The sequence below is a fragment of the Candidatus Flexicrinis affinis genome, from assembly GCA_016716525.1.
Classification (GTDB): Bacteria; Chloroflexota; Anaerolineae; order Aggregatilineales; family Phototrophicaceae; genus Flexicrinis; species Flexicrinis affinis.
This window is the reverse complement of record JADJWE010000004.1, coordinates 453,065-471,118: the sequence shown is the minus strand read 5'-3', so window position 1 is coordinate 471,118 and position 18,054 is coordinate 453,065. Positions and strand designations below refer to the sequence as shown.

The window sequence follows — 18,054 nt, the reverse complement described above, 5'->3', positions numbered from 1 at the left end:
TTAGGATTTTGGCGCTCGCGAAGTCAAGGCGCGAGGCGTCCGCGCGAACGGTCCTCACGGTCTGCTAAGTTGGAGATGAGGACAGCCGCCAAATTGCAGCGCGAACCACCCGAACACAAAAGGGGACACGTGCGTCCCCTTCCGCAGTCATGTCTGACAATTGGCCCGTGACGACCGAGAACCTTCCCTAGAAGAATCCGCGGCGGCTGTAACGCTCTTCCTTGAACGGGTCGCCGTAGTTGTGATAGCCGTTGACCTCCCAGAAGCCCGGCTTGTCCTCGACGCTGAACTCCAGCGCGCGCACGAACTTGGCCGACTTCCAGAAGTACAGGTGCGGCACGAGCGTACGCACCGGCCCGCCGTGCTCAGGGTCGAGAGGCTGGCCGTCGTATCTGTAGGCCAGCAGCACGTTGTCGCGCATCATGTCCTCGATCGGCACGTTGGTCGTATAGCCGTAGTCGCAGTGGGCGATGATGTGCTTGGTCTCCGGCTTCATACCGGCTAGCTCGGCGATGTGCTTGAACTGCACGCCTTCCCACACCGTGTCGAACTTGCTCCAGCGCGTCACGCAGTGGATGTCGGTGGTGATCTGCACGGTCGGGAGCTGCTGGAAGGTCTCCCAGTTCCAGCGCAGCTCGTTGGCGATCGTCCCGAACAGCCGAAGATCCCACACCTCGGGGTTGAAGCGCGGAGTCGGGCCGTACGTGAGGACGGGAAACTCTTCGGTCAACGATTGACCGGCAGGGAGACGCCCCTGCTTGCGCAGTTCATCTTCGCGTTCGCGCCGGGTCCTGCGCGCGTCAAACAATCCCATGGGTCGTATGCCTCCAGATCGACTAACGGAATTATACCAGCGGCGCGCCGTGCCGCGATGAGTGGTGGGTGTGAGGTCTACAGGTCGAGCTGTTCGCGCAGCCAATCGGCCACCCGCCAGCCCAGATCGCCCGCCGCCGCCGGCGTGATGTGGATGCCGTCGAAGGAATACGTGTAGCCGCCGGCCGCACGCTCGGAGTCGAAGTCATTCCAGCCGGACTGGATGCGCTCGCCGATGCGAAACACGGTTTGCAGCGTGAGCGGCGGACGCTTGGGCACATGCGGCGGGTTGAGCGCAGCGGCGATATCCAGCACCGGCACGTTCAGCGACTCGGCGACTTCGCGCGTGTGCCGGTTGAACAACGCGGATGCCTCGACCGCTTCCGGACTGTATTCCATGGGCGGCAGGCCGACCAGCGCGTGAATGTGGTTGAGTGCAAGCTGGTTGAGCAGGTCGCGCAGGTACGCCGCATAGTCGTCCGGCTCAAGGTAGCCGTCCGGCAAGCCCTGCTGCGACTTGTAGTACGGGCGCGTTGCCGGGAACGCGTACGCCAGCGCGTCGTTGCTGCCGGCCAGCACGAAACACGCTTCGGCGTCGTCAGCCGCGACGTAGCCCACTCGTTCCACCAGCCGGTTGACCGTGTTGCCGGCCACCCCGTGATTGAGCAGTGTGTGCCCGGGCAGGTGCGGGCGCGCCGCGGCCACCCAGTCGCCGCCGTACTTGCCTTCGGTCAAGCTCGCGCCCAAAAATGCGATGCGCACGCTTACGCCCGTTGTGCGAGAAACGCCTGATAAGCGGCTTCGTCCACCAGTTCGCCGTCCTGCACACCGACCTTCACTTCGACACGGTTGGCGTTGAAGTCGATATGCAGCTCGGCCGGGAATGGGCAGCGCTCGCCGCGCGCCACCTTACGCGCAAAGTACGTCTTGCCGTCGTCGTTGAGGCTCAGGTCGTTGTAGCGGTCGACGCGAACGGCCAGCACCTCGCTGCATCGCTTGGGGCGCACGTAGTATGTGACGTACCGGTCGCCCGCGCGGCCACCACCACCGAAGAGCCGCCGAAAGAATCCCACTGGACTGCTCCCTGTCTTGCTTCGAGTTCGGCCGCTGATTATAGCATGCGCCCCTTCAGTAGATTTCTGCGATTCCCGCGGCCCGGTGTATAATGGCCGGCATCGCCTGTACAAAGCCTTTATTGAATGTCCGAACCTACCGATCCGACCGGAGCAGCGACCCGCAGACGACCGAGCAACGCGCTAGTGCGCCGCGTGATCGCCGGGTTAGAACAAGCCAACGCCGCCGATCGCGCACCGGAGCAGCCCGACGGCCCCAGCGGGCCGGTCACGCCGTGGCTGCTGCAGCGCTTCCTTGACGGGTTGGTCGACCTCGAAGCCGAATTGGCCGATCGCTACCCGCACCTGCCCCTGCTCTCCGTGTTCAAATCCCGCAGCTTGTACGAACGCAGTTCACATCAGGTCGCCACGCTGAGCGCGCCGGACGACGCGGCCTCCATGGTGGTCGACATCGACGCGCCAAAAGACCTCGCCCAATTCACCTTCGCCATCAGCGGCATGTTCAGCCGCACGTATACGCTCGACCGGCCCAGCTCGATCGACCGGCCGCGCTGGCTTGAGGCGATGGACCGTCGGCAGGGCGGCCTGACATTCCTTTGGGGCGTGTCGCGCTGGGAAGGCGACTACCTGATCTGCGTTCTAAAGCGGTATCAGACCAATGTGTATGCATTCAGCCCCGCGGGTGTGGCTGCCAGCGTCCGGCTGACGCCTGACGTCACGCGCGACCTGCTGGCATGGATGCGCAAACTGTGGACGACCAAATGACCGACGTTCTCATCATCGGCGCCGGGATGTCCGGCCTGATGGCCGCTCACGCTCTGGCGCGGGCCGGCCGCTCTGTGACCCTCCTCGACAAAGGCCGCAGCGTCGGCGGCAGGCTAGCGACCCGGCGCATCGGCGGCGGGCTGGCCGACCACGGCGCGCAGTTCTTCACCGTTCGCGACCCGGTTTTCGAATCCTTCGTCAACGGCTGGCGCGAAAGCGGCCTCGCCTATGTCTGGGCGCACGGCTGGAGCCGTGGCAGCCTCGACAGCACCCGCGCCGACGGCTACCCGCGCTACGCCTTCAAAGGCGGCATGAACAAGATCGCCGCGACGATCGCCGAAAACCTCGCGGCGGACATTCGCGTCAACGTGCAGGTTGCATCGGTCACCGCCGGCAAAGACGGATGGCGCGTGGTCGACACATCCGGCGCGCAGTACGACGCGCGCGCGCTGATCATGACACCGCCCGTACCGCAGTCGCTCAAACTGCTTCAAGATGGTGGCACGTTGCTCAACGGCACAACGATCGACGTTCTCACCCACATCATGTATGCGCCCTGCCTGTGCGGTCTGATCCTGCTCGACAAGCCAGCGCAAATCCCCGAGCCGGGAGCGATACAACGGCCCGGCCATTGGGTCAACTGGATCGCCGACAACCGCCGCAAAGGGGTCAGCACGCAGACTGTGCTCACGCTCCACACCGACGAGGCGTTCAGCCGCGAGCACTACGACACGCCCGACGCCGACGTCCTCGCCATGCTCGAACAAGAGTGGCGGCCGTATGCCCACGGATGCGAGGTCGTCGAAGCGCAGGTGAAACGCTGGCGCTACAGCTTCCCGACGGCCGGCCACCACGAGCGATCGCTTGCGGCCGACACATCGTTCCCGCTGGTGTTCGCCGGTGACGCGTTCGGAAGCCCGCGCGTCGAAGGCGCCGCACTGAGCGGGTTGGATGCCGGACAGCGCATCATCGACGCGCTGCGGTAAGCCGCATAACACAGGAGTCCCCATGTACCCGATGCTGCTGACGCCCGCGATGCATACCCGTGTGTGGGGCGGGCGCAGGCTCGAAACGAGCCTGAACAAATCGCTGCCAAGCGATGAACCGTACGGCGAGTCGTGGGAGATGCACGACACGGCGACCGTCGCCAACGGCGCGTATGCCGGTCAGACCTTGGGCGCGCTGCTGGCCGAGCACGGCGCAGCGTTGATCGGCGATGCCAGCGACCCGAAAGAGGGCTTTCCGCTGCTGCTCAAGTTCCTCGACGCCAACGCATGGCTGTCGGTGCAGGTGCATCCGGATGACGCGCTGGCGGAAAAGCTCGAGGGTGAGCCTCGCGGCAAGACCGAGGCGTGGATCGTGCTGGCCGCCGACGCGGGCGCAAAACTGGCGCTGGGCGTCAAGGACGGCGTGACACGCGAGCAGATGGCTGCGGCGATCACCGGCAATACGCTGCAAGACCTGATGCGCTATGTCGAAGTGCAAGCCGGCGATGTGGTGTATCTGGACGCCGGGACGGTGCACGCGCTCGGCCCCGGCGTTCTGGTCTACGAGATTCAACAATCGAGCGACCAGACCTACCGGCTGTACGACTGGGGCCGGATGGGGCTGGACGGCAAGCCGCGCGCCCTGCATATCGACAAAGGATTACAGGCGTCAAAGCTTGACTTGCGCCCCGACGTTCGGCGCATGTCGGACAGGGAACCAGTGTTCGTCGGGCCGTATTTCGAAACGCGCTTGCACCGCCTGTTGGGCGAGACCATTGCGCTCAACACCGGCGGCAGCCGCTTTCACGTGTTGAGCGTCATTCGCGGCGCGGCGACGGTCAGCACCGACGGCGATCAGCTTCAGGTCGGTGTCGGGCAGTCGGTGTTGATCCCGGCGGCAGTCGGGGCGTACAAGCTGGCCGGCACGGCGGAAGTCCTGCGCTCGAACCAGCCGGGGTGAGGTTCAGCCGGACAGGCGTTCGTAGAACGTGATGCACACGCCGGCGAGGTCGCGCACGGCGAATTCCCGCGTACCCCATGGAGTCGACTGTATCGAAGTCATGCTGGCACCTTCGGGCTGCTCAAACGGGGGGATCGCCTGCGCCTTGTACTCGTGATGAAGCGCATCGATCCCAGACAGTTCAATCCGGAAAGCGGTCTGCGAGGCCGTGTGCGGGTCATTGTAGTTCTGGAGCATGATTTCGACCCCGCTGCGCTGGAGTATAGCCATGCTCAAGTCATCCGCCTTGTAGGTCGCCGCAAATCCCAATTTCTGCTCATAGAACGCGAGCGCCGCGTTCATGTCTTTGCCGGCGGGAATCATCGGGGTCAGTTTACCGAGAACGGGCGCTGAATCGGGCATCGTGGTTGTCATCCATCAGTTTTGTAGATCAGGCGTTCTAATTCTATCGGCTCTGCATTCGTCAGGCAAGGCGCAGGCCGGCGCACGCTTTCGGGCAAACCATCGCGTCCGGCGCGCAGGGCCCGGTGAACCGCACGGTGGGACGACCCAGCGGGTCGCCCCTACAGACACTCTGTGTTCTTTGTGGCCTCTATGGGTCAGTCTTCGCGCTGGACAAGGCGGTGCCGTGTCCCTACGAAATGGGCGGGGTCACAGGTGGCGTTCTCCCCTCTCCCTGAGGGAGAGGGGCTGGGGGTGAGGGTCAGCGACGCGAGGTGAGGTTGTCCCTACGAAACAGGCCGTGTTTTTGTCTGACTCCTGACGACTGACTCCTGACTTCTCTTCCTCATCACTCGGCACTCATCACTCTCAAACAGGGCTGGGGAGCGGCGCGTCGTGCTGTAGACCGATGTCGGCGAGGCTGCGGAACGCCAGATCGCGCACGGCAGGCTGACCGTCCAGCAGCGCCCGATACAACATCCCGGCGCGGTCAAGCATGCCGAGCTGTCCGAGCGCCTGCACGGCGACGGGCTGCATCGTAGCGTCGGGCATGGTCGCCATGCGTCCCAGCACATCGGCCTCGACGCCTTCGCTCTTGATCCCGACCTGCCGCGCCCACTGACCAAGCCAGTTGATCGCCGGTGGTTCGGGATACGGCGCGAGGGCTTTGGCGGCAGCATGGGTCTGGAAGTCGATAATTGCTTCCTGCGCGGCGAGGCGCACGTACCACTGCTGGTCTTCGAGGAACAGCCGGTACAGCTCGATCAGCGCCCAGCCGACACGCATCCGGCGCAAACCGAACACGGCCGCGCGGCGATACTCGAGCGTCTCGTGACGTGTGGCTTCATACAGCGTTTCGAACCCGACATCGGGCAAAATGGCGAACGTCTCCGCGGCCATTTGCTTGACATCCTCGGTACCGAAGGCAAATGCGCGTGCCAGTTCCTCGTACGAGTCGTCGCTGCCGATCGCGCCAAGGGCGGTAGTCGCCGCAAGCTGCACGTTCGGATCAACGTCCTTGACCAACCCGGCGAGGGTCGAAACGGTCTGATTCGAGCGCAGCACGCCCAACGCCAATGCGGACAAGCGCCGTACGTCCGAGTCGGGGGATTTGAGCGAACGCTCAAAAATGGACGTCGCTTCGGCGTCGCGGCTGGCGGCCAACGCGGCAGCGAGGCGCTCGCGCACAAGCGGATACTGCCCCGGCTGAACGAACAGGTTGCCGATCTGGCGCAGCACATTGGCGCGCCATGCCGGTTTGCTGTCGAGGTACGCCAACCATCGTGTCAGGCCGGTCAGCGTGCTGACGAGTACGTTCGGCGGCGCTTCGAGGCGCGCTGCCGCAGCGGCGTCGACGGGCCGGATGCCGGCGGCATAACCCAACGCCAGTTCCCAGCGCGGATCGATGGCGATCTCGCGCAGGCGGGCGTGGTCGACGTCTTTGAGCGAGAGTGCAGCGAGATATGCGCCAACCGCACGGTGCCGGAACTGGAATTCGCCGCGCCCGATCTCAACCAGCAAGCCGCGCCGGAACAGGTCGAGCAGCAGCTTGCCCTGATCCCCCGCCGCGTCTGCGTTGCCAGCGGCCGCGGCGACCACGTCCGACGTAATGCGGTTGCGCTCGATCTCGACGCGCGCAGCCCGTACGGCCGCAGCCCGTACGTCGTCGGGCAGTGCAAGGTTGGCGAGGTACGACTCGACCCATACGCCGGGCGCGCGGCTGGTTTCACCGTGGAACGCGGCGAGAATCTTGAGGGTCGTCTCCGTCGCAGACAGGCCGCGCGCGCCGTTCAACGCCGCCTTGATCGCCGCGCTGTCCGGCGTGTTTTCGCGGTTCGGGCGGGCGCGCTTTCCCGGTCCGGCCAGATAGGCAGGCCATGCCTCCGCCCACTTCTGCACGGCCGTCTCGATGTCGTTGTCATCCCACGGACGCATGAACAGCGGCGCCAAGCCGGCCTCGATCAGCGGCGCATAACCGTGATCCGGCCCGGCGACCAGTACGTGATTGCCGGGATGCGCGGCGAGCAGTTCCGGTAGCCATGCGGCGATCTCGGCCTGATGGTCGGGGGTCAAGTCGTCGTAACCGTCGAGCAGCAGAACGCATCCGCCGGCCTCGATGCGCGGGTACAGCCGCCTCGGCAGCGCCTTGGATGTCGTGCTGCCCACCTGCGCCTGTAAGCCGCGCACGAGCGGTTCGGCCGGATCGGTCTTGCCGCGGAAATGCCCGGGACGCACGTCGGCCAGATGGACGTAGACCGGGAACTTGTTGTTGTAAGGGACCAGCTCCATGTCGGCTTGCCGCCGGCTCCCGGCCCGCAGTCCGGTATCGCGCGTTTCTTTGGCGAGCTGGTCGAAGGCCTCCTGCTCGATCGTCAGGCGCCGCTTGAGCAATTCGGCACGCTGCGCCGGGTCGAGCCTGTCCTCTTCGGCGCGGAGGCGGGCCGTCACCTTGTCTTCAGGCGGCGCGAACCGGATCTCGCCCAGCGCGACCAGCCCGGTCAGCACCAGCGCGGTGCTGCGACCGCTGCCCGGCGCACCCAGCAGCGCATAGGCGCCGGGGCCGTGGTACAGGTCGTCAAGCGTGACCGTCTCGATATTGTAGGGCTGCGCGAGGTACGGCAGATCGGGCAGGCGCGGCACGACGCGGAACACGTCGCGGCGGATGTCGTCGTCGGGCGGCTCGGCAAAGCGGGCGGGCGGGATGAAGCGGGGTTCGATGGCGATCCGCTCCAACGGGATGCGTTCGCCGGCAAGGTGCGAGGCACGTGCTTCACGCGTAAATTCGCGGACAAAGCGGCCCTCGGCACTCAGCGTGGCGTACGCCTGCGCGCGTTCCAGCCGCTGGCCGACACCCCGGCGTGCGTCGCCGAGCGCGTCGCGCATGGCATACAACACATAGGCAGTCGCCCAACCCACCCCAACGCCAATGGCAAAGTCGCGCCAGTTGAAGTTTTCCGCCATCGCCCACCTCGCATGGTCTCGACTACGACTATAACGCGAAACGCGCCGCGGCGGGCATAAAGGGAGTGATGAGTATCGAGAGTGTGCGTGCTAGGTCAGGCGTGCGCAAGCAGGTGTTTCAGACTTCCACAATACCTCACCGCTTCGCACCGCCTAAGCGACCACAGGACAGCACCGAAGGTCAAGGGCGTGAGAGGCCGCACAGAAGGGCGTCTTCATTTGCAGCACATCCCGCCACACCCTATAATGCACATACGCATCGTGCGTCGGAACGGGCCGCCTGTGGTGTCCCGCATTTGCCGGGCATGCCGCTTTCGAGGGCCGCTATGAATGACTTCCAAGACATCGCCTCACGGCTGAAGAAGAGCAAGGACACGCCCGCTGCTGCCGATCAGCCCGCCGCGGCGTACGACTTCGAAGAAAGCTACCGTCTGCGTGGGCGTATGCTCGGCGTGCTGCTGCGTGATGCGCGCCTCGGCGCCCAGCGCAGCATCGACGATGTCGCTCAATACCTGCACGTCGACCCGATCATGGTCGAAGGGTGGGAGGTCGGCGACGCCGCGCCCAGCCTGCCGCAGCTCGAACTGCTCGCCTACTTCTTCGACGTGCCGGTGAGTCACTTCTGGGGTACTAAAACCCTCGAGACCGAGCGCACCCGGCCGATCAGCGCACAAGAGGCGTTCGTCACGATCCGCACGCACATGATCGGCGCCCTACTGCGACAGAGCCGCGAGGAAGCCAAGCTCGACCTCGACTCGCTGTCCGATAGAACGGCTATCCCTGCCTCGACGCTGTTGGCCTACGAGCTGGGCGAAGAGCCGGTGCCGATGCACGAGTTGGCCGTGCTTGCGAGTGCGCTGGACAAGAACATCGCGTACTTCCTCGAGACGTATTCGCAGTTGGGCGATCTGCTGTCGATGCGCGAGAAGTGGAAGCACTTCAACGCCCTACCGGATGAACTGCGCGAGTTCGCCGCCAACCCGCAGAACATCGGCTTCATCGAAATCGCGTTGAACTTCAGCCGGATGAACAGCGACGTGCTGCGACGAATCGCCGTCAGCATGCTCGACATTACGGGCTACTAGAGCCACTGGAAAGGACTCGTCCGATGCGCCGTTCGCCGTTCGCGCTGTTGTACAACCTCATCTCGCTGCTGTTCTTTCTGATGTCGATCGGCGTCATCGTGCTGGTGATCTTGAAGATGGCAGGCCGGATCTGAGTCAATGCGCGCCGGTCTGTTCAATGCCGTCAGCGTATTGTTCTTTATCGCGACGCTCGCCGTCGTGACCGGCGTCATCTATCTGCTCGTCGCGCCGCCGCCGGTATCGGATATCGCCGCGATGCCGACCCGCGTGCCCGATCCGCCCACCGCGACCCCGACTGATACGCCGACCGAAACACCGCTTCCGCCGCCGACACTGCCTCCGACGTTCACAGCTGCGCCGGCTACAGCAACCCCGACCAGCCGGCCTACCGAGACGGCCGAACCCAGCGCCACCCTGACGCCGTCGATTACGTTCACACCGTCCAGCACGCCGACACCAACATCGACGGTCATCCCGTTCGTCTATTACGCTCCAGATCCGCCGGTGCTGCGCGAGAACTTCGCCAACAGCCTCGGCTGCGCGTGGCAGGGTGTCGGCGGCCGAGTCCTCGATGCCGCTCAGCTCGAGCTGAACGAAGCCGTCGCGGCGGACTTGCGCGTGCATGTCTTCAGCGACAGTGTGGACGAGACGGTGCCGGTCGGCAGCAACTCGTTTTACGGCGAACGGACGGGCTGGGAGGTTCAAACAGCCGTGCGTGCGCGGGATGAGATCGTCTACGCCCGTCTTGAGAACGACGCCGGCACACCGCAGTCGCCAGACGTGTTGGTGCAGTTTCCCGGCACGTGCGAACAGAACCTCGCTGAAGTGGTGTTCACGGTCAATACGGCGCTCCAGCCATGAACGCGATTTGGCGCGTCGTCCGCGCGTTCTTCGAGGCACTCCGGCTCACCATCACGGGTCAGCGGGCAAAGCCATCGCCATTGGTCACGCTGCGGGCGTGGGCGGCGACATCAGCGGAGTTGGCGCGCAAGGCGCTAGAAGCAGGCGACGCTTCCGGCTTTGATGGCAAAGCGCGGACCGCGCTCACCCTCTCGGTTGAAGGACGGCGCGTGTCGATCGAGACCGTGCTGCAGACCGTGCGCTTCCACGCCGAACAGGAGTATCCGCATATCCTCGACTTGAACAATCGCGACGACCTGGCGGCGATCTACGCGGCCAACGTCAACGATCGTTTCTTGACAAGTCGGGCGTTCGACGCGCTAGAAGCGGGCGCTTTTCGCGAAGCCGTCGGCCAATTGTTCTCTCACCTTGAGAATATTCCCGCGCTCGAAGCACAAGACAAAAGCATTGAGAATTCTTGACAATATCCATACAGCGTTAATGCTTCATCTCAATTGACAGTTCTGCCGTTGTGATGCTACATTGATGACAAGTCGCATGAAGCGACAGACCGATATGGTCGCAGGTTTATCCGCTGAGGAGAAATCATCATGATGTACAACCCCCGTGAAGAGGGCCAGGGCCTGGTAGAGTACGCACTCATCCTCGTGCTGGTCGCCGTAGTCGTGATCGTCGTTCTGGCCGTCCTTGGGCCGTTGGTCGCCAACGTGTTCGCGCAGATCAACACTGCGCTCGTCAACGCGAACGCCGGCTAGTTTCCGATCCGAACCTCAGCAAACGCAGCGACCCCGCCCCAGTGGCGGGGTCGTTGTTTTTCCGGACATGACCGACCGGCCGCGCCGTGCTAGAATCGCCGGGTTGCTCCGACCACGAAGGGCCATGTCAGGGTGAAGACCGCCGCGGGACTGCTGAGGACATTGACAGTTGGTGCACTGCTGTTGGCCGGCCTCGCCGCGTGCGAGCCTGCCGCCGCTCCGGTCATCCCGACCGACCGGCCCAGCCCAACCCCGACGATCGAACCTTCAGCCACACACACGCCCGATGCATCGCCCACCGCCACCGAAACACCGACTGCGGCTGTCACCGGCGGGCCAACGCCCACGTCCCTGCTCGGGCCGACGCGCACACCCGACCCGCTCGGCCAGCTTCAGGTCACGCGGCCGGCCAACCCCAACGCGCCCTACATCGAGTTCTTCCGCGCCTCGCCGCAGGTCGCCAACCCGGGCGGGGACTTCACGCTGTTTTGGTCGACGCGCAACGTGCCCCAAGCCGTCATCTACCGTCTCGACAGCACCGGCCAGCGCACGCTCGTCTACAACGTCGAGCCGTTCGGCCGCCAGACAATCACACTGAGCGCGCGCGAACGTGTGCAGGTCGACTACGAGCTGGTGATCGGCGAGGGCGCGCAAGCCGTATCACAGCGCCTGACAATCCCGCTGGCCTGCCCGATCGCGTGGTTCTTCACCCCCGCGCCCGACAGTTGCCCGATCTCCGACGCCGACCCGACCGTGGTCGTCGAACAGCTTTTCGAGCGAGGCCGGATGATCTACGTCGAGTCCGAGAACCGCATCTACGTGTTGTTCAACGACGGCACCACCCCGGCATGGTCGAGCTACGAGAACACCTACCGGCCCGGCATCGACGCCGAACGCGACGAGAACTTCGACCGCGCATTTGCCGGCACCAACTTCGTGCAGCCCGTTGGACGGCTTGGGTTGGTGTGGCGGCGTGTGGACAGTGTCCGCAACCGGCTCGGGAGCGGTACCGTCCCTGAGCGCAGCTTCGACGGCTTCTATCAAGAAGCCCCGACCCGCCTCGCTGAACAGGCAGGGCGCAGCGACTTCTTCGTCACTGCTGGCGACGGCACCGTCCTACAACTGCTCCCGGGCGGCGGCCAGTGGCAAATCTTGACCCCATCAAGCGGGTCGTAACGGAGCCTTCATGCTGAACGAACCCGCGTCGAGCATCCACGATCGCCGGCCGCAGCCCGCGGCTGATGAGTCGCTGGCTCACATCATCGGCGGCAACCCGGAGCTGGACGCTGTCCGCGTCGCAGTCATGCAGGTCATGGCAATCGAGGCGGAACGGACGCCTGAATCCCTGCGGCCGGGAGAGGCCGGCGGCGGCACGATCGTCCTGATGATGCCCGAGCCTAAGCTGCTCGTCCGCTTCGACGGCCGATTGACAGTCGAGAGCGAGGCCGCCTACGCGATGCTTGACGCGACCTGCAAGCCGTTGGAGATGACTCCAGTCATGCGCGAGGTTGGCGGGCGGCAGCACGTCTACATCGTTAGCGGACGCACCAAGCCCGAACCGCGCGGCGTGACCTGGAACGTCGTCCTGTTCATCGCCACGCTGATCAGCGTGCTCTATGTCGGCACGCTGATGGCGATCAACGAGATCGGCTTCGAGAACCCGTTCCGTGCGTTGGTGCTGGCTCAAGACCCGTGGAGCGAGATCTTGCGCGGTATCCCGTACGCGGCGAGCATCCTGCTCATCCTTGGCGCGCATGAACTCGGCCACTACTTCGCCGCACGACGGCGGCACGTCGCGGTGACGCTGCCGTACTTCCTGCCGTTCCCGTGGGGCATGTTCGGCACGTTCGGGGCGTTCATCCAACTGCGCGAGCCGATGCGCAACCGCAAGGTGCTGTTCGAGATCGGCGCGGCGGGTCCGTTGGCGGGCCTAGTTTTCGCCATCCCGATCCTGCTGATCGGCCTCGCAACGTCGCCGACCGGGCCGATCGCACCGGGCCTGATCGAAGGCAATTCGCTGGTGTATGCCATCTCCAAACGCCTGATCTTCGGCGAATGGCTGCCGAGCGCACGCATCGACGTTTATCTCAATTCACTGGCATGGGCGGGATGGACGGGGCTGTTCGTCACCGGCCTGAACCTCATGCCGATCGGTCAGCTTGACGGCGGACACGTGCTGTATTCGCTGATCGGCGAGCGTGCCAAGCAGTTCTATCTGCCGGTGATCGCCCTGCTGGCAGCCCTGACCATCTTTACCAACGGTGGCATGCTGCTGATCCTCGTGCTGCTCGTGCTGTTCGGGCGCGCGCACGCCGTCCCGCTTGACAATGTGACGCAGCTCGACCCGCGCCGTCGATTATTCGCCATTGCGACGCTGGTGATCTTTGCGCTGGTATTCGTGCCGGTGCCGCTGACCGTGCGCGAGTCGGCCGGCCTGTTCGACTTCTCGCCGTCGGCGTGGTCGGGCGCGGTGGCTGTCGGGTTGGTGCTGCTCCGCCGCTTGCGCCGATAATTCCAAATCGCTGTACACTGGTCAATAGCATCTGACTGACACTCGAATACGGGGGAAACATGCGGGATTTGACCGACTCCGCCGCGGCTATTTATACGCCTCGCAAGCGCCGGACAGGCGCGGGCCTGCTGGGCTGTGTGATCGTGCTGGTAGTCGCAGCGGCGATCATCATACCAGTCGGCTTGTTCGTGGTCGCGCCGCTGCTCGGGGTAAACGTGTTTGGTGAAGATACGCGCGAAGTCCCCGGCGATGCGTCCAACTTTGACCCGATCGCCACTTACGGTGAGCTGGCGGCCTATGCGCAGGGCGATGCCGAAACAGTCGGGTTGATCGAGATCGAAGCCTACTACGTCCGGCGCGACGGCACGCTCGACTTGACCGCCGAGAACTACATGCCGCGCGTAGACCTGGAGTTCGTAATTCCGGTACCGCGCCCAGCAGATGCGCCACCGGTCGGCGCGGGAGGCTCGGCCGACGATCGCTACGAACAACGGGTGACAATCGCGGCGTGGCGTCCCGGCCAGATTCGCTCCGTCACGCGAACAGGTGGCGGTGTATCGACCAGCTACACGTACAAGCACCTCGGCCTCGAACGCGACGTGGACGACCCGCGCAAAGCGACGGCCGAGACGATCCCGGCCCCGACATGTACCTTCAAACAGTTGTGGGACGTGGCTGTCGAGCGCGGCGCGCCGGCCGAGGCCGTTGCGATCATCACGTATGACGAGGACGGCTACGAGTTCAACATCAGCGACGTCGGCGTGTTCCTACGCTTCGATACCGACTGTCGCGAACGGCAGTAGAACGCAAGGTAATGACTGTCCCCCCTCGCGAAATGCGCCGCGAACCACAGTACGAGCGGGCAACCTACTGGCCTGCGGCGCAGGCGATCTGAAAGTTCCCCTCTCCCTGAGGGAGAGGACCAAGGGGTGAGGGTTGATTACTTCTCCGATCCACGCATGCGCGGGTCGAGCGCGTCGCGCAGGCCGTCACCGAGGAAGTTGAACGCGAAGATGAAGAAGAACAGGAACACCGCCGGGAAGACCGCCTGACTCGGATAGGTCGAGATCACGGCGGAACCTTCGCTGATCATCGAGCCCCAGCTCGGCGTCGGCGGGTTGACGCCCAGACCGATGAAGCTGAGAAACGCTTCAGTCGATACATACGCCGGGATGGTCAGCGTCTCCGCCACAATGATCGGGCCAAGGATGTTGGGCAGCACATGGCGCAGCATGATCGCGCGATCCTTCACGCCCAACGCGCGCGCTGCCACGACGTATTCCTGCTCGCGCACGCTCAACACCTGACCGCGCGTCAGGCGCGCCATCTGCGTCCAGCTCGTGATGCCGATACCGACGAAGATGAAGAACATGCCGCCGGTACTGGCGTCGAACCGGTTGAGCGAATAGGCGAACGTCCCCGGCTCGAGCTGACCGGTACTAGGCCGGAAAAACGCCATCAGCAGGATGATGAACAACAGCGTGGGGAACGCATACATGATGTCGGTCAGGCGCATAATGACGTTGTCGACCCTGCCACCGACATAGCCGGAGATCAGGCCTAGCGTCAGGCCCACGCTGAGCGCGACGATCGGCCCGACAATCGCCACCAGCAGCGACACCCGAGAGCCGTAAATCAGCCGGCTCAAGATGTCGCGCCCCAGATGATCAGCACCCAGTGGATAGTCCTCGTTGACCTTGACGAACCCACGCTCCTCCCCGACCGGAACCATACTTGGGAAGACGCGCGTCACCCACAGCGGGGCAGAGTTGGCCGCGGTCAAGGTCTGCTTTGCGTAGTCATGCGGGGCGATGAAATCAGCGAACAGGGCCACCAACAGAAACAGGATAATCAGGATCAACCCCAAGACCGCCATTCGGTTTTGCGCCAAGCGGCGCAGCGACGAGCGCATCAGGCTTTCGCCCTGGGCGCGCTCACCCAACCGAATCACGTTGCCTTCGCTGGTCTGAGTTTGGCGAGCCATGATTGCTCCTAGTCGTAGCGGATGCGCGGGTCGAGGGCGGCGTACGCGATATCGACCAGCAGGTTGCCGATCACCACGAACGACGCATACAACAGCACCGTGCCCATAATCAGCGGATAGTCGCGGTTGCCGATCGACGCGACAAACGAGCGCCCGAGGCCGGGAATGCCGAAAATTGTCTCAACAACGAACGTCCCGGTCAGCAGCGCGGCGGCCAACGGGCCGATCACGGTCACAACCGGAATCAACGAGTTCTTGAGCGCGTGGATGCTGATCACGACCCGCTCGCTCAGGCCCTTGGCGCGGGCCGTGCGAATGTAATCCTCACGCAGCACTTGCAGCAAGCTGGCGCGCGTTAGCCGCGCAATCAGCGCGGACTGGATAAAGCCGAGCGCAAACGCCGGCAGGATGACGTATTCGATCCCGCCCCACCCATTCGGCGGCAGCACTTTGAGCTGCACGGCAAAGATATATTTGAGAATCGGCGCTGAAATAATCGACGGGATCGACACCCCGGTGACGGCGATCGCCATGCTCATATAGTCGACGACGGTGTTTTGCCGCAGCGCCGCGATCGTCCCGACCGGAATGCCGATGATCAACGCGATAAGCAGCGCCGCCACCCCGAGCTGGAATGAAATAGGCAAGCTGTCTTCGATGATTGACGTCACGGTACGGTTCGGCGAATTGAGCGACGGGCCAAAGTTCATCCAGCGGATGGCCGTCCCTTCACCGAATAGCGGCGTCTCAATGTTGATTAAGTAGTGTTCCTGCTGCGACTGCTTCCACTCGCCATCGGTCATGCGCGGGAAGATCAGCCCGCCCATATAGTCGGCATACTGCTCGACGATCGGGGCGTCCATGTTGTAGCGGCGCTCAAGGTTGCGCTTAACGGCCTCGGGAATGCCGCGTTCGGTGTTGAATGGGCCGCCCGGGACGAGACGCATCAAGGCAAATGTCACCACAGAGATCGCAAATAAGACGACGATCATCCAAAGTAGCCGTCTGACGATAAAGCGTCCCATGAGACCGTTCCTTCCTGAATACGACAGCGTAGGTTGACGCTGTAAGGGAAGGAGAGCCGCGTTGGCGGCTCTCCCCGTTGTAAATCGGTTGCGATCAGCCGTTCTAGCCGGCCAGATCCCACTTCTCGTAGTACTCGCGGCCGATCACGCTGTTGGTGCGTTCGACACCGTCAGCCGTGATGTCGTCGGTCACATAGTAGTAGATCGGGATGATCGACGCCGCCGTGTTGGTCAGAATGGCATCAGCCTGCGCGTACAGCGCTGTGCGCTCCTCAACCGTCTCCGCGACACCCGCCGCTTCAACCAACGCGTCGTACTCGGCGTTGCTGAAGTGGTTGTCGGGATCCACCGAGCTGTGGAAGACATCGAAGTACCAGTTGTTGGAATCCGGATAGTCGAAGCACCAGCCAGCGCGGTACACGTCCGCGTCACGGCGCTGATCGAGGTAGACACCGAACTCCTGCGCGCTGATCTGGATGTTGACGCCGAGGGTCTCGGACCACATCTGCTGAGCAACCTGCGCGATCGAGGCGTGCAGCGCGCTGGTGTTGTGCAGCAGCGTGCCGGTGATGTCGGCCGCCGTGATGCCCTTCTCGTCAAGGTATTCTTGCAGTTGGGCCTTGGCGTAGTCGGGATCGTAGGTCACGAGCTGATCCGGATAGTCTTCCTGCTTCGGCGCAGCGGTCATGCTGGGCAGCACAAACATGTACGCCGGGAGCTCGCCGGCCTGAGTCACGGCGTCGATGATCGCCTGGCGGTCGATCGAGGCGCTGAGGGCGCGCACGACGCGTGGGTCGTTGAACGGCTCGCGGGTCTGGTTCACACCGTAGTAGTACGTGCACGTACCCGGCGCCACGTTGTAACGTGAGGCCAAGTCCGGGTCGGCCAGAATGCGCGGGATAACCGTACCGTCGACCTCGGAGACCTGCAGCGTGCCCGCCTGGAAGGCGTCGAACTGCGGGGCCGTGTCAAGAATCTGGAAGACAACCTCGTCAAGGTTGGCCGCCGGGATGGCGCCCACGCCGGCGAAGAACGGGTTCTTGATCAGGGTCAGGTCGGCGCCGTGATTCCACGACTTCACCGCAAACGGCCCGTAGCTGACGATGTTTTCCGGCTCGATCCACACGTCGCCGAGTTCGTCGATCAGCCAGCCCGGGGTCGCGGTGGTGATCCACATCGCGAAAACGGATTCGATCGCGGCCGATGCCTTGGTGACGGTGACTTCGAGGGTGTACTCATCGACAACGTTGATGCCGAGTGCATCGATCGCGGCTTGACGATCGGCTTCGTACGTCTCACCTTCGCTGTCGAGACCGTTCAATTCGGAACCGCCGACCACCCACGGGGCCAGCACGTAGCCGTAGTCCGAGGCCACGTTCGGGTCCAGCGTGCGGACCATCGTATAGGCAAAGTCCTGAGCCTGCACATAGCGCGGCGCGCCGTCGACCATGACCTGCTCGACCGCACCGCTGTCGGCGTTGTACTTTACCCACGGCACTTCCGGTTGGATGTTGAACGTATAGACGAGACCATCGTCACTGACGGTCCACGTCGCCAAACCCGGTTCGGTGATCACCGTCTCTTCGTTGAGCCGGATGAGTTCCGGAAAGATCTCAACGATGATCTGAACCGATGGCACGTCCGATGCCTGTGACGGGTCGAGGGTCGGGATATCGCTCGGCCCCATCTGACGGCCGGTGTACAGGATTTTACCTTCCTGCGCCGCGACCGCACCCAGCGACACCATAAGGGCCGCAAGGGTCAGTAAAAGGACAAAGAAACGCATGTTGACTCGCATACAACTGCTCCCTGTTGAAAGGCGAACATCGTGC

The 18,054-nt window shown here is 63.8% G+C and carries 18 protein-coding genes; 10 read left to right on the top strand and 8 right to left on the bottom strand.

Annotated elements, in window-relative coordinates; all coding sequences use genetic code 11:
• Positions 1–187: 187 nt before the first annotated feature.
• The 3 genes from IPM16_14445 to IPM16_14435 all read right to left on the bottom strand — a co-directional run bounded on the left by IPM16_14445 (position 188) and on the right by IPM16_14435 (position 1,886).
• Positions 188–814, bottom strand: coding sequence for a sulfite oxidase-like oxidoreductase (locus IPM16_14445; protein ID MBK9124301.1), 627 nt, complete (start codon positions 812–814; stop codon positions 188–190).
• Between the two features lie 77 nt (positions 815–891).
• Entirely contained in the window at positions 892–1,575 is a 684-nt protein-coding gene (locus IPM16_14440; GenBank protein ID MBK9124300.1) for an SGNH/GDSL hydrolase family protein, read from the bottom strand.
• A 2-nt stretch (positions 1,576–1,577) separates the two neighbouring features.
• The gene (locus tag IPM16_14435; protein ID MBK9124299.1) at positions 1,578–1,886 is read right to left on the bottom strand and encodes a hypothetical protein; all 309 of its coding nucleotides are present in this window, start codon (positions 1,884–1,886) and stop codon (positions 1,578–1,580) included.
• Positions 1,887–2,012: 126 nt separating this feature from the next.
• On the opposite strand from IPM16_14435, the gene IPM16_14430 reads away from it, so the two are divergent.
• The 3 genes from IPM16_14430 to IPM16_14420 are packed head-to-tail and all read left to right on the top strand — an operon-like array spanning position 2,013 to position 4,598.
• The gene (locus tag IPM16_14430; GenBank protein MBK9124298.1) at positions 2,013–2,651 is read left to right on the top strand and encodes a hypothetical protein; all 639 of its coding nucleotides are present in this window, start codon (positions 2,013–2,015) and stop codon (positions 2,649–2,651) included.
• Positions 2,648–3,637, top strand: a complete 990-nt coding sequence (locus IPM16_14425; GenBank protein ID MBK9124297.1) for an FAD-dependent oxidoreductase — start codon at positions 2,648–2,650, stop codon at positions 3,635–3,637. The genes IPM16_14430 and IPM16_14425 overlap by 4 nt, the downstream gene beginning before the upstream one ends.
• Positions 3,638–3,659: 22 nt before the next feature.
• The gene (locus IPM16_14420) at positions 3,660–4,598 is read left to right on the top strand and encodes a class I mannose-6-phosphate isomerase (GenBank protein MBK9124296.1); all 939 of its coding nucleotides are present in this window, start codon (positions 3,660–3,662) and stop codon (positions 4,596–4,598) included.
• Positions 4,599–4,601: 3 nt separating this feature from the next.
• On the opposite strand, the gene IPM16_14415 is transcribed toward IPM16_14420, so the two are convergent.
• On the bottom strand, positions 4,602–5,000 hold the full coding sequence (locus tag IPM16_14415) for a VOC family protein (protein MBK9124295.1): 399 nt from the start codon (positions 4,998–5,000) through the stop codon (positions 4,602–4,604).
• 408 nt (positions 5,001–5,408) lie between these two features.
• Entirely contained in the window at positions 5,409–8,000 is a 2,592-nt protein-coding gene (locus IPM16_14410; GenBank protein MBK9124294.1) for a HEAT repeat domain-containing protein, read from the bottom strand.
• A gap of 326 nt (positions 8,001–8,326) precedes the next feature.
• Between IPM16_14410 and IPM16_14405 the strand changes: the two genes are divergently transcribed.
• The 7 genes from IPM16_14405 (at position 8,327) to IPM16_14375 (ending at position 14,016) form a co-directional block, all read left to right on the top strand.
• Positions 8,327–9,085 (top strand): hypothetical protein, encoded by a 759-nt coding sequence (locus IPM16_14405; GenBank protein ID MBK9124293.1) that lies wholly within the window; start codon positions 8,327–8,329, stop codon positions 9,083–9,085.
• A gap of 138 nt (positions 9,086–9,223) precedes the next feature.
• Entirely contained in the window at positions 9,224–9,946 is a 723-nt protein-coding gene (locus IPM16_14400; GenBank protein ID MBK9124292.1) for a hypothetical protein, read from the top strand.
• On the top strand, positions 9,943–10,407 hold the full coding sequence (locus tag IPM16_14395; GenBank protein ID MBK9124291.1) for a hypothetical protein: 465 nt from the start codon (positions 9,943–9,945) through the stop codon (positions 10,405–10,407). The genes IPM16_14400 and IPM16_14395 overlap by 4 nt, the downstream gene beginning before the upstream one ends.
• Before the next feature lie 129 nt (positions 10,408–10,536).
• Positions 10,537–10,701 carry a pilus assembly protein gene (locus IPM16_14390; GenBank protein MBK9124290.1) on the top strand — a complete coding sequence of 55 codons (165 nt, stop codon included), beginning with the start codon at positions 10,537–10,539 and terminating at the stop codon, positions 10,699–10,701.
• Between the two features lie 132 nt (positions 10,702–10,833).
• Positions 10,834–11,877 carry a hypothetical protein gene (locus tag IPM16_14385; GenBank protein ID MBK9124289.1) on the top strand — a complete coding sequence of 348 codons (1,044 nt, stop codon included), beginning with the start codon at positions 10,834–10,836 and terminating at the stop codon, positions 11,875–11,877.
• 10 nt (positions 11,878–11,887) lie between these two features.
• The gene (locus IPM16_14380; protein ID MBK9124288.1) at positions 11,888–13,213 is read left to right on the top strand and encodes a site-2 protease family protein; all 1,326 of its coding nucleotides are present in this window, start codon (positions 11,888–11,890) and stop codon (positions 13,211–13,213) included.
• Between the two features lie 59 nt (positions 13,214–13,272).
• Positions 13,273–14,016, top strand: a complete 744-nt coding sequence (locus IPM16_14375; protein ID MBK9124287.1) for a hypothetical protein — start codon at positions 13,273–13,275, stop codon at positions 14,014–14,016.
• Between the two features lie 137 nt (positions 14,017–14,153).
• Here the strand turns inward: IPM16_14375 and IPM16_14370 are convergent, their stop codons facing one another.
• From IPM16_14370 to IPM16_14360, 3 genes are all read right to left on the bottom strand, one after another.
• Positions 14,154–15,125 (bottom strand): ABC transporter permease, encoded by a 972-nt coding sequence (locus tag IPM16_14370; GenBank protein ID MBK9124286.1) that lies wholly within the window; start codon positions 15,123–15,125, stop codon positions 14,154–14,156.
• 80 nt (positions 15,126–15,205) lie between these two features.
• A complete protein-coding gene (locus tag IPM16_14365) occupies positions 15,206–16,222 on the bottom strand; it encodes an ABC transporter permease (GenBank protein MBK9124285.1) in 1,017 nt (338 codons plus the stop codon).
• A gap of 103 nt (positions 16,223–16,325) precedes the next feature.
• Positions 16,326–18,020, bottom strand: a complete 1,695-nt coding sequence (locus tag IPM16_14360) for a peptide ABC transporter substrate-binding protein (protein MBK9124284.1) — start codon at positions 18,018–18,020, stop codon at positions 16,326–16,328.
• Between the last annotated feature and the right edge of the window lie 34 nt (positions 18,021–18,054).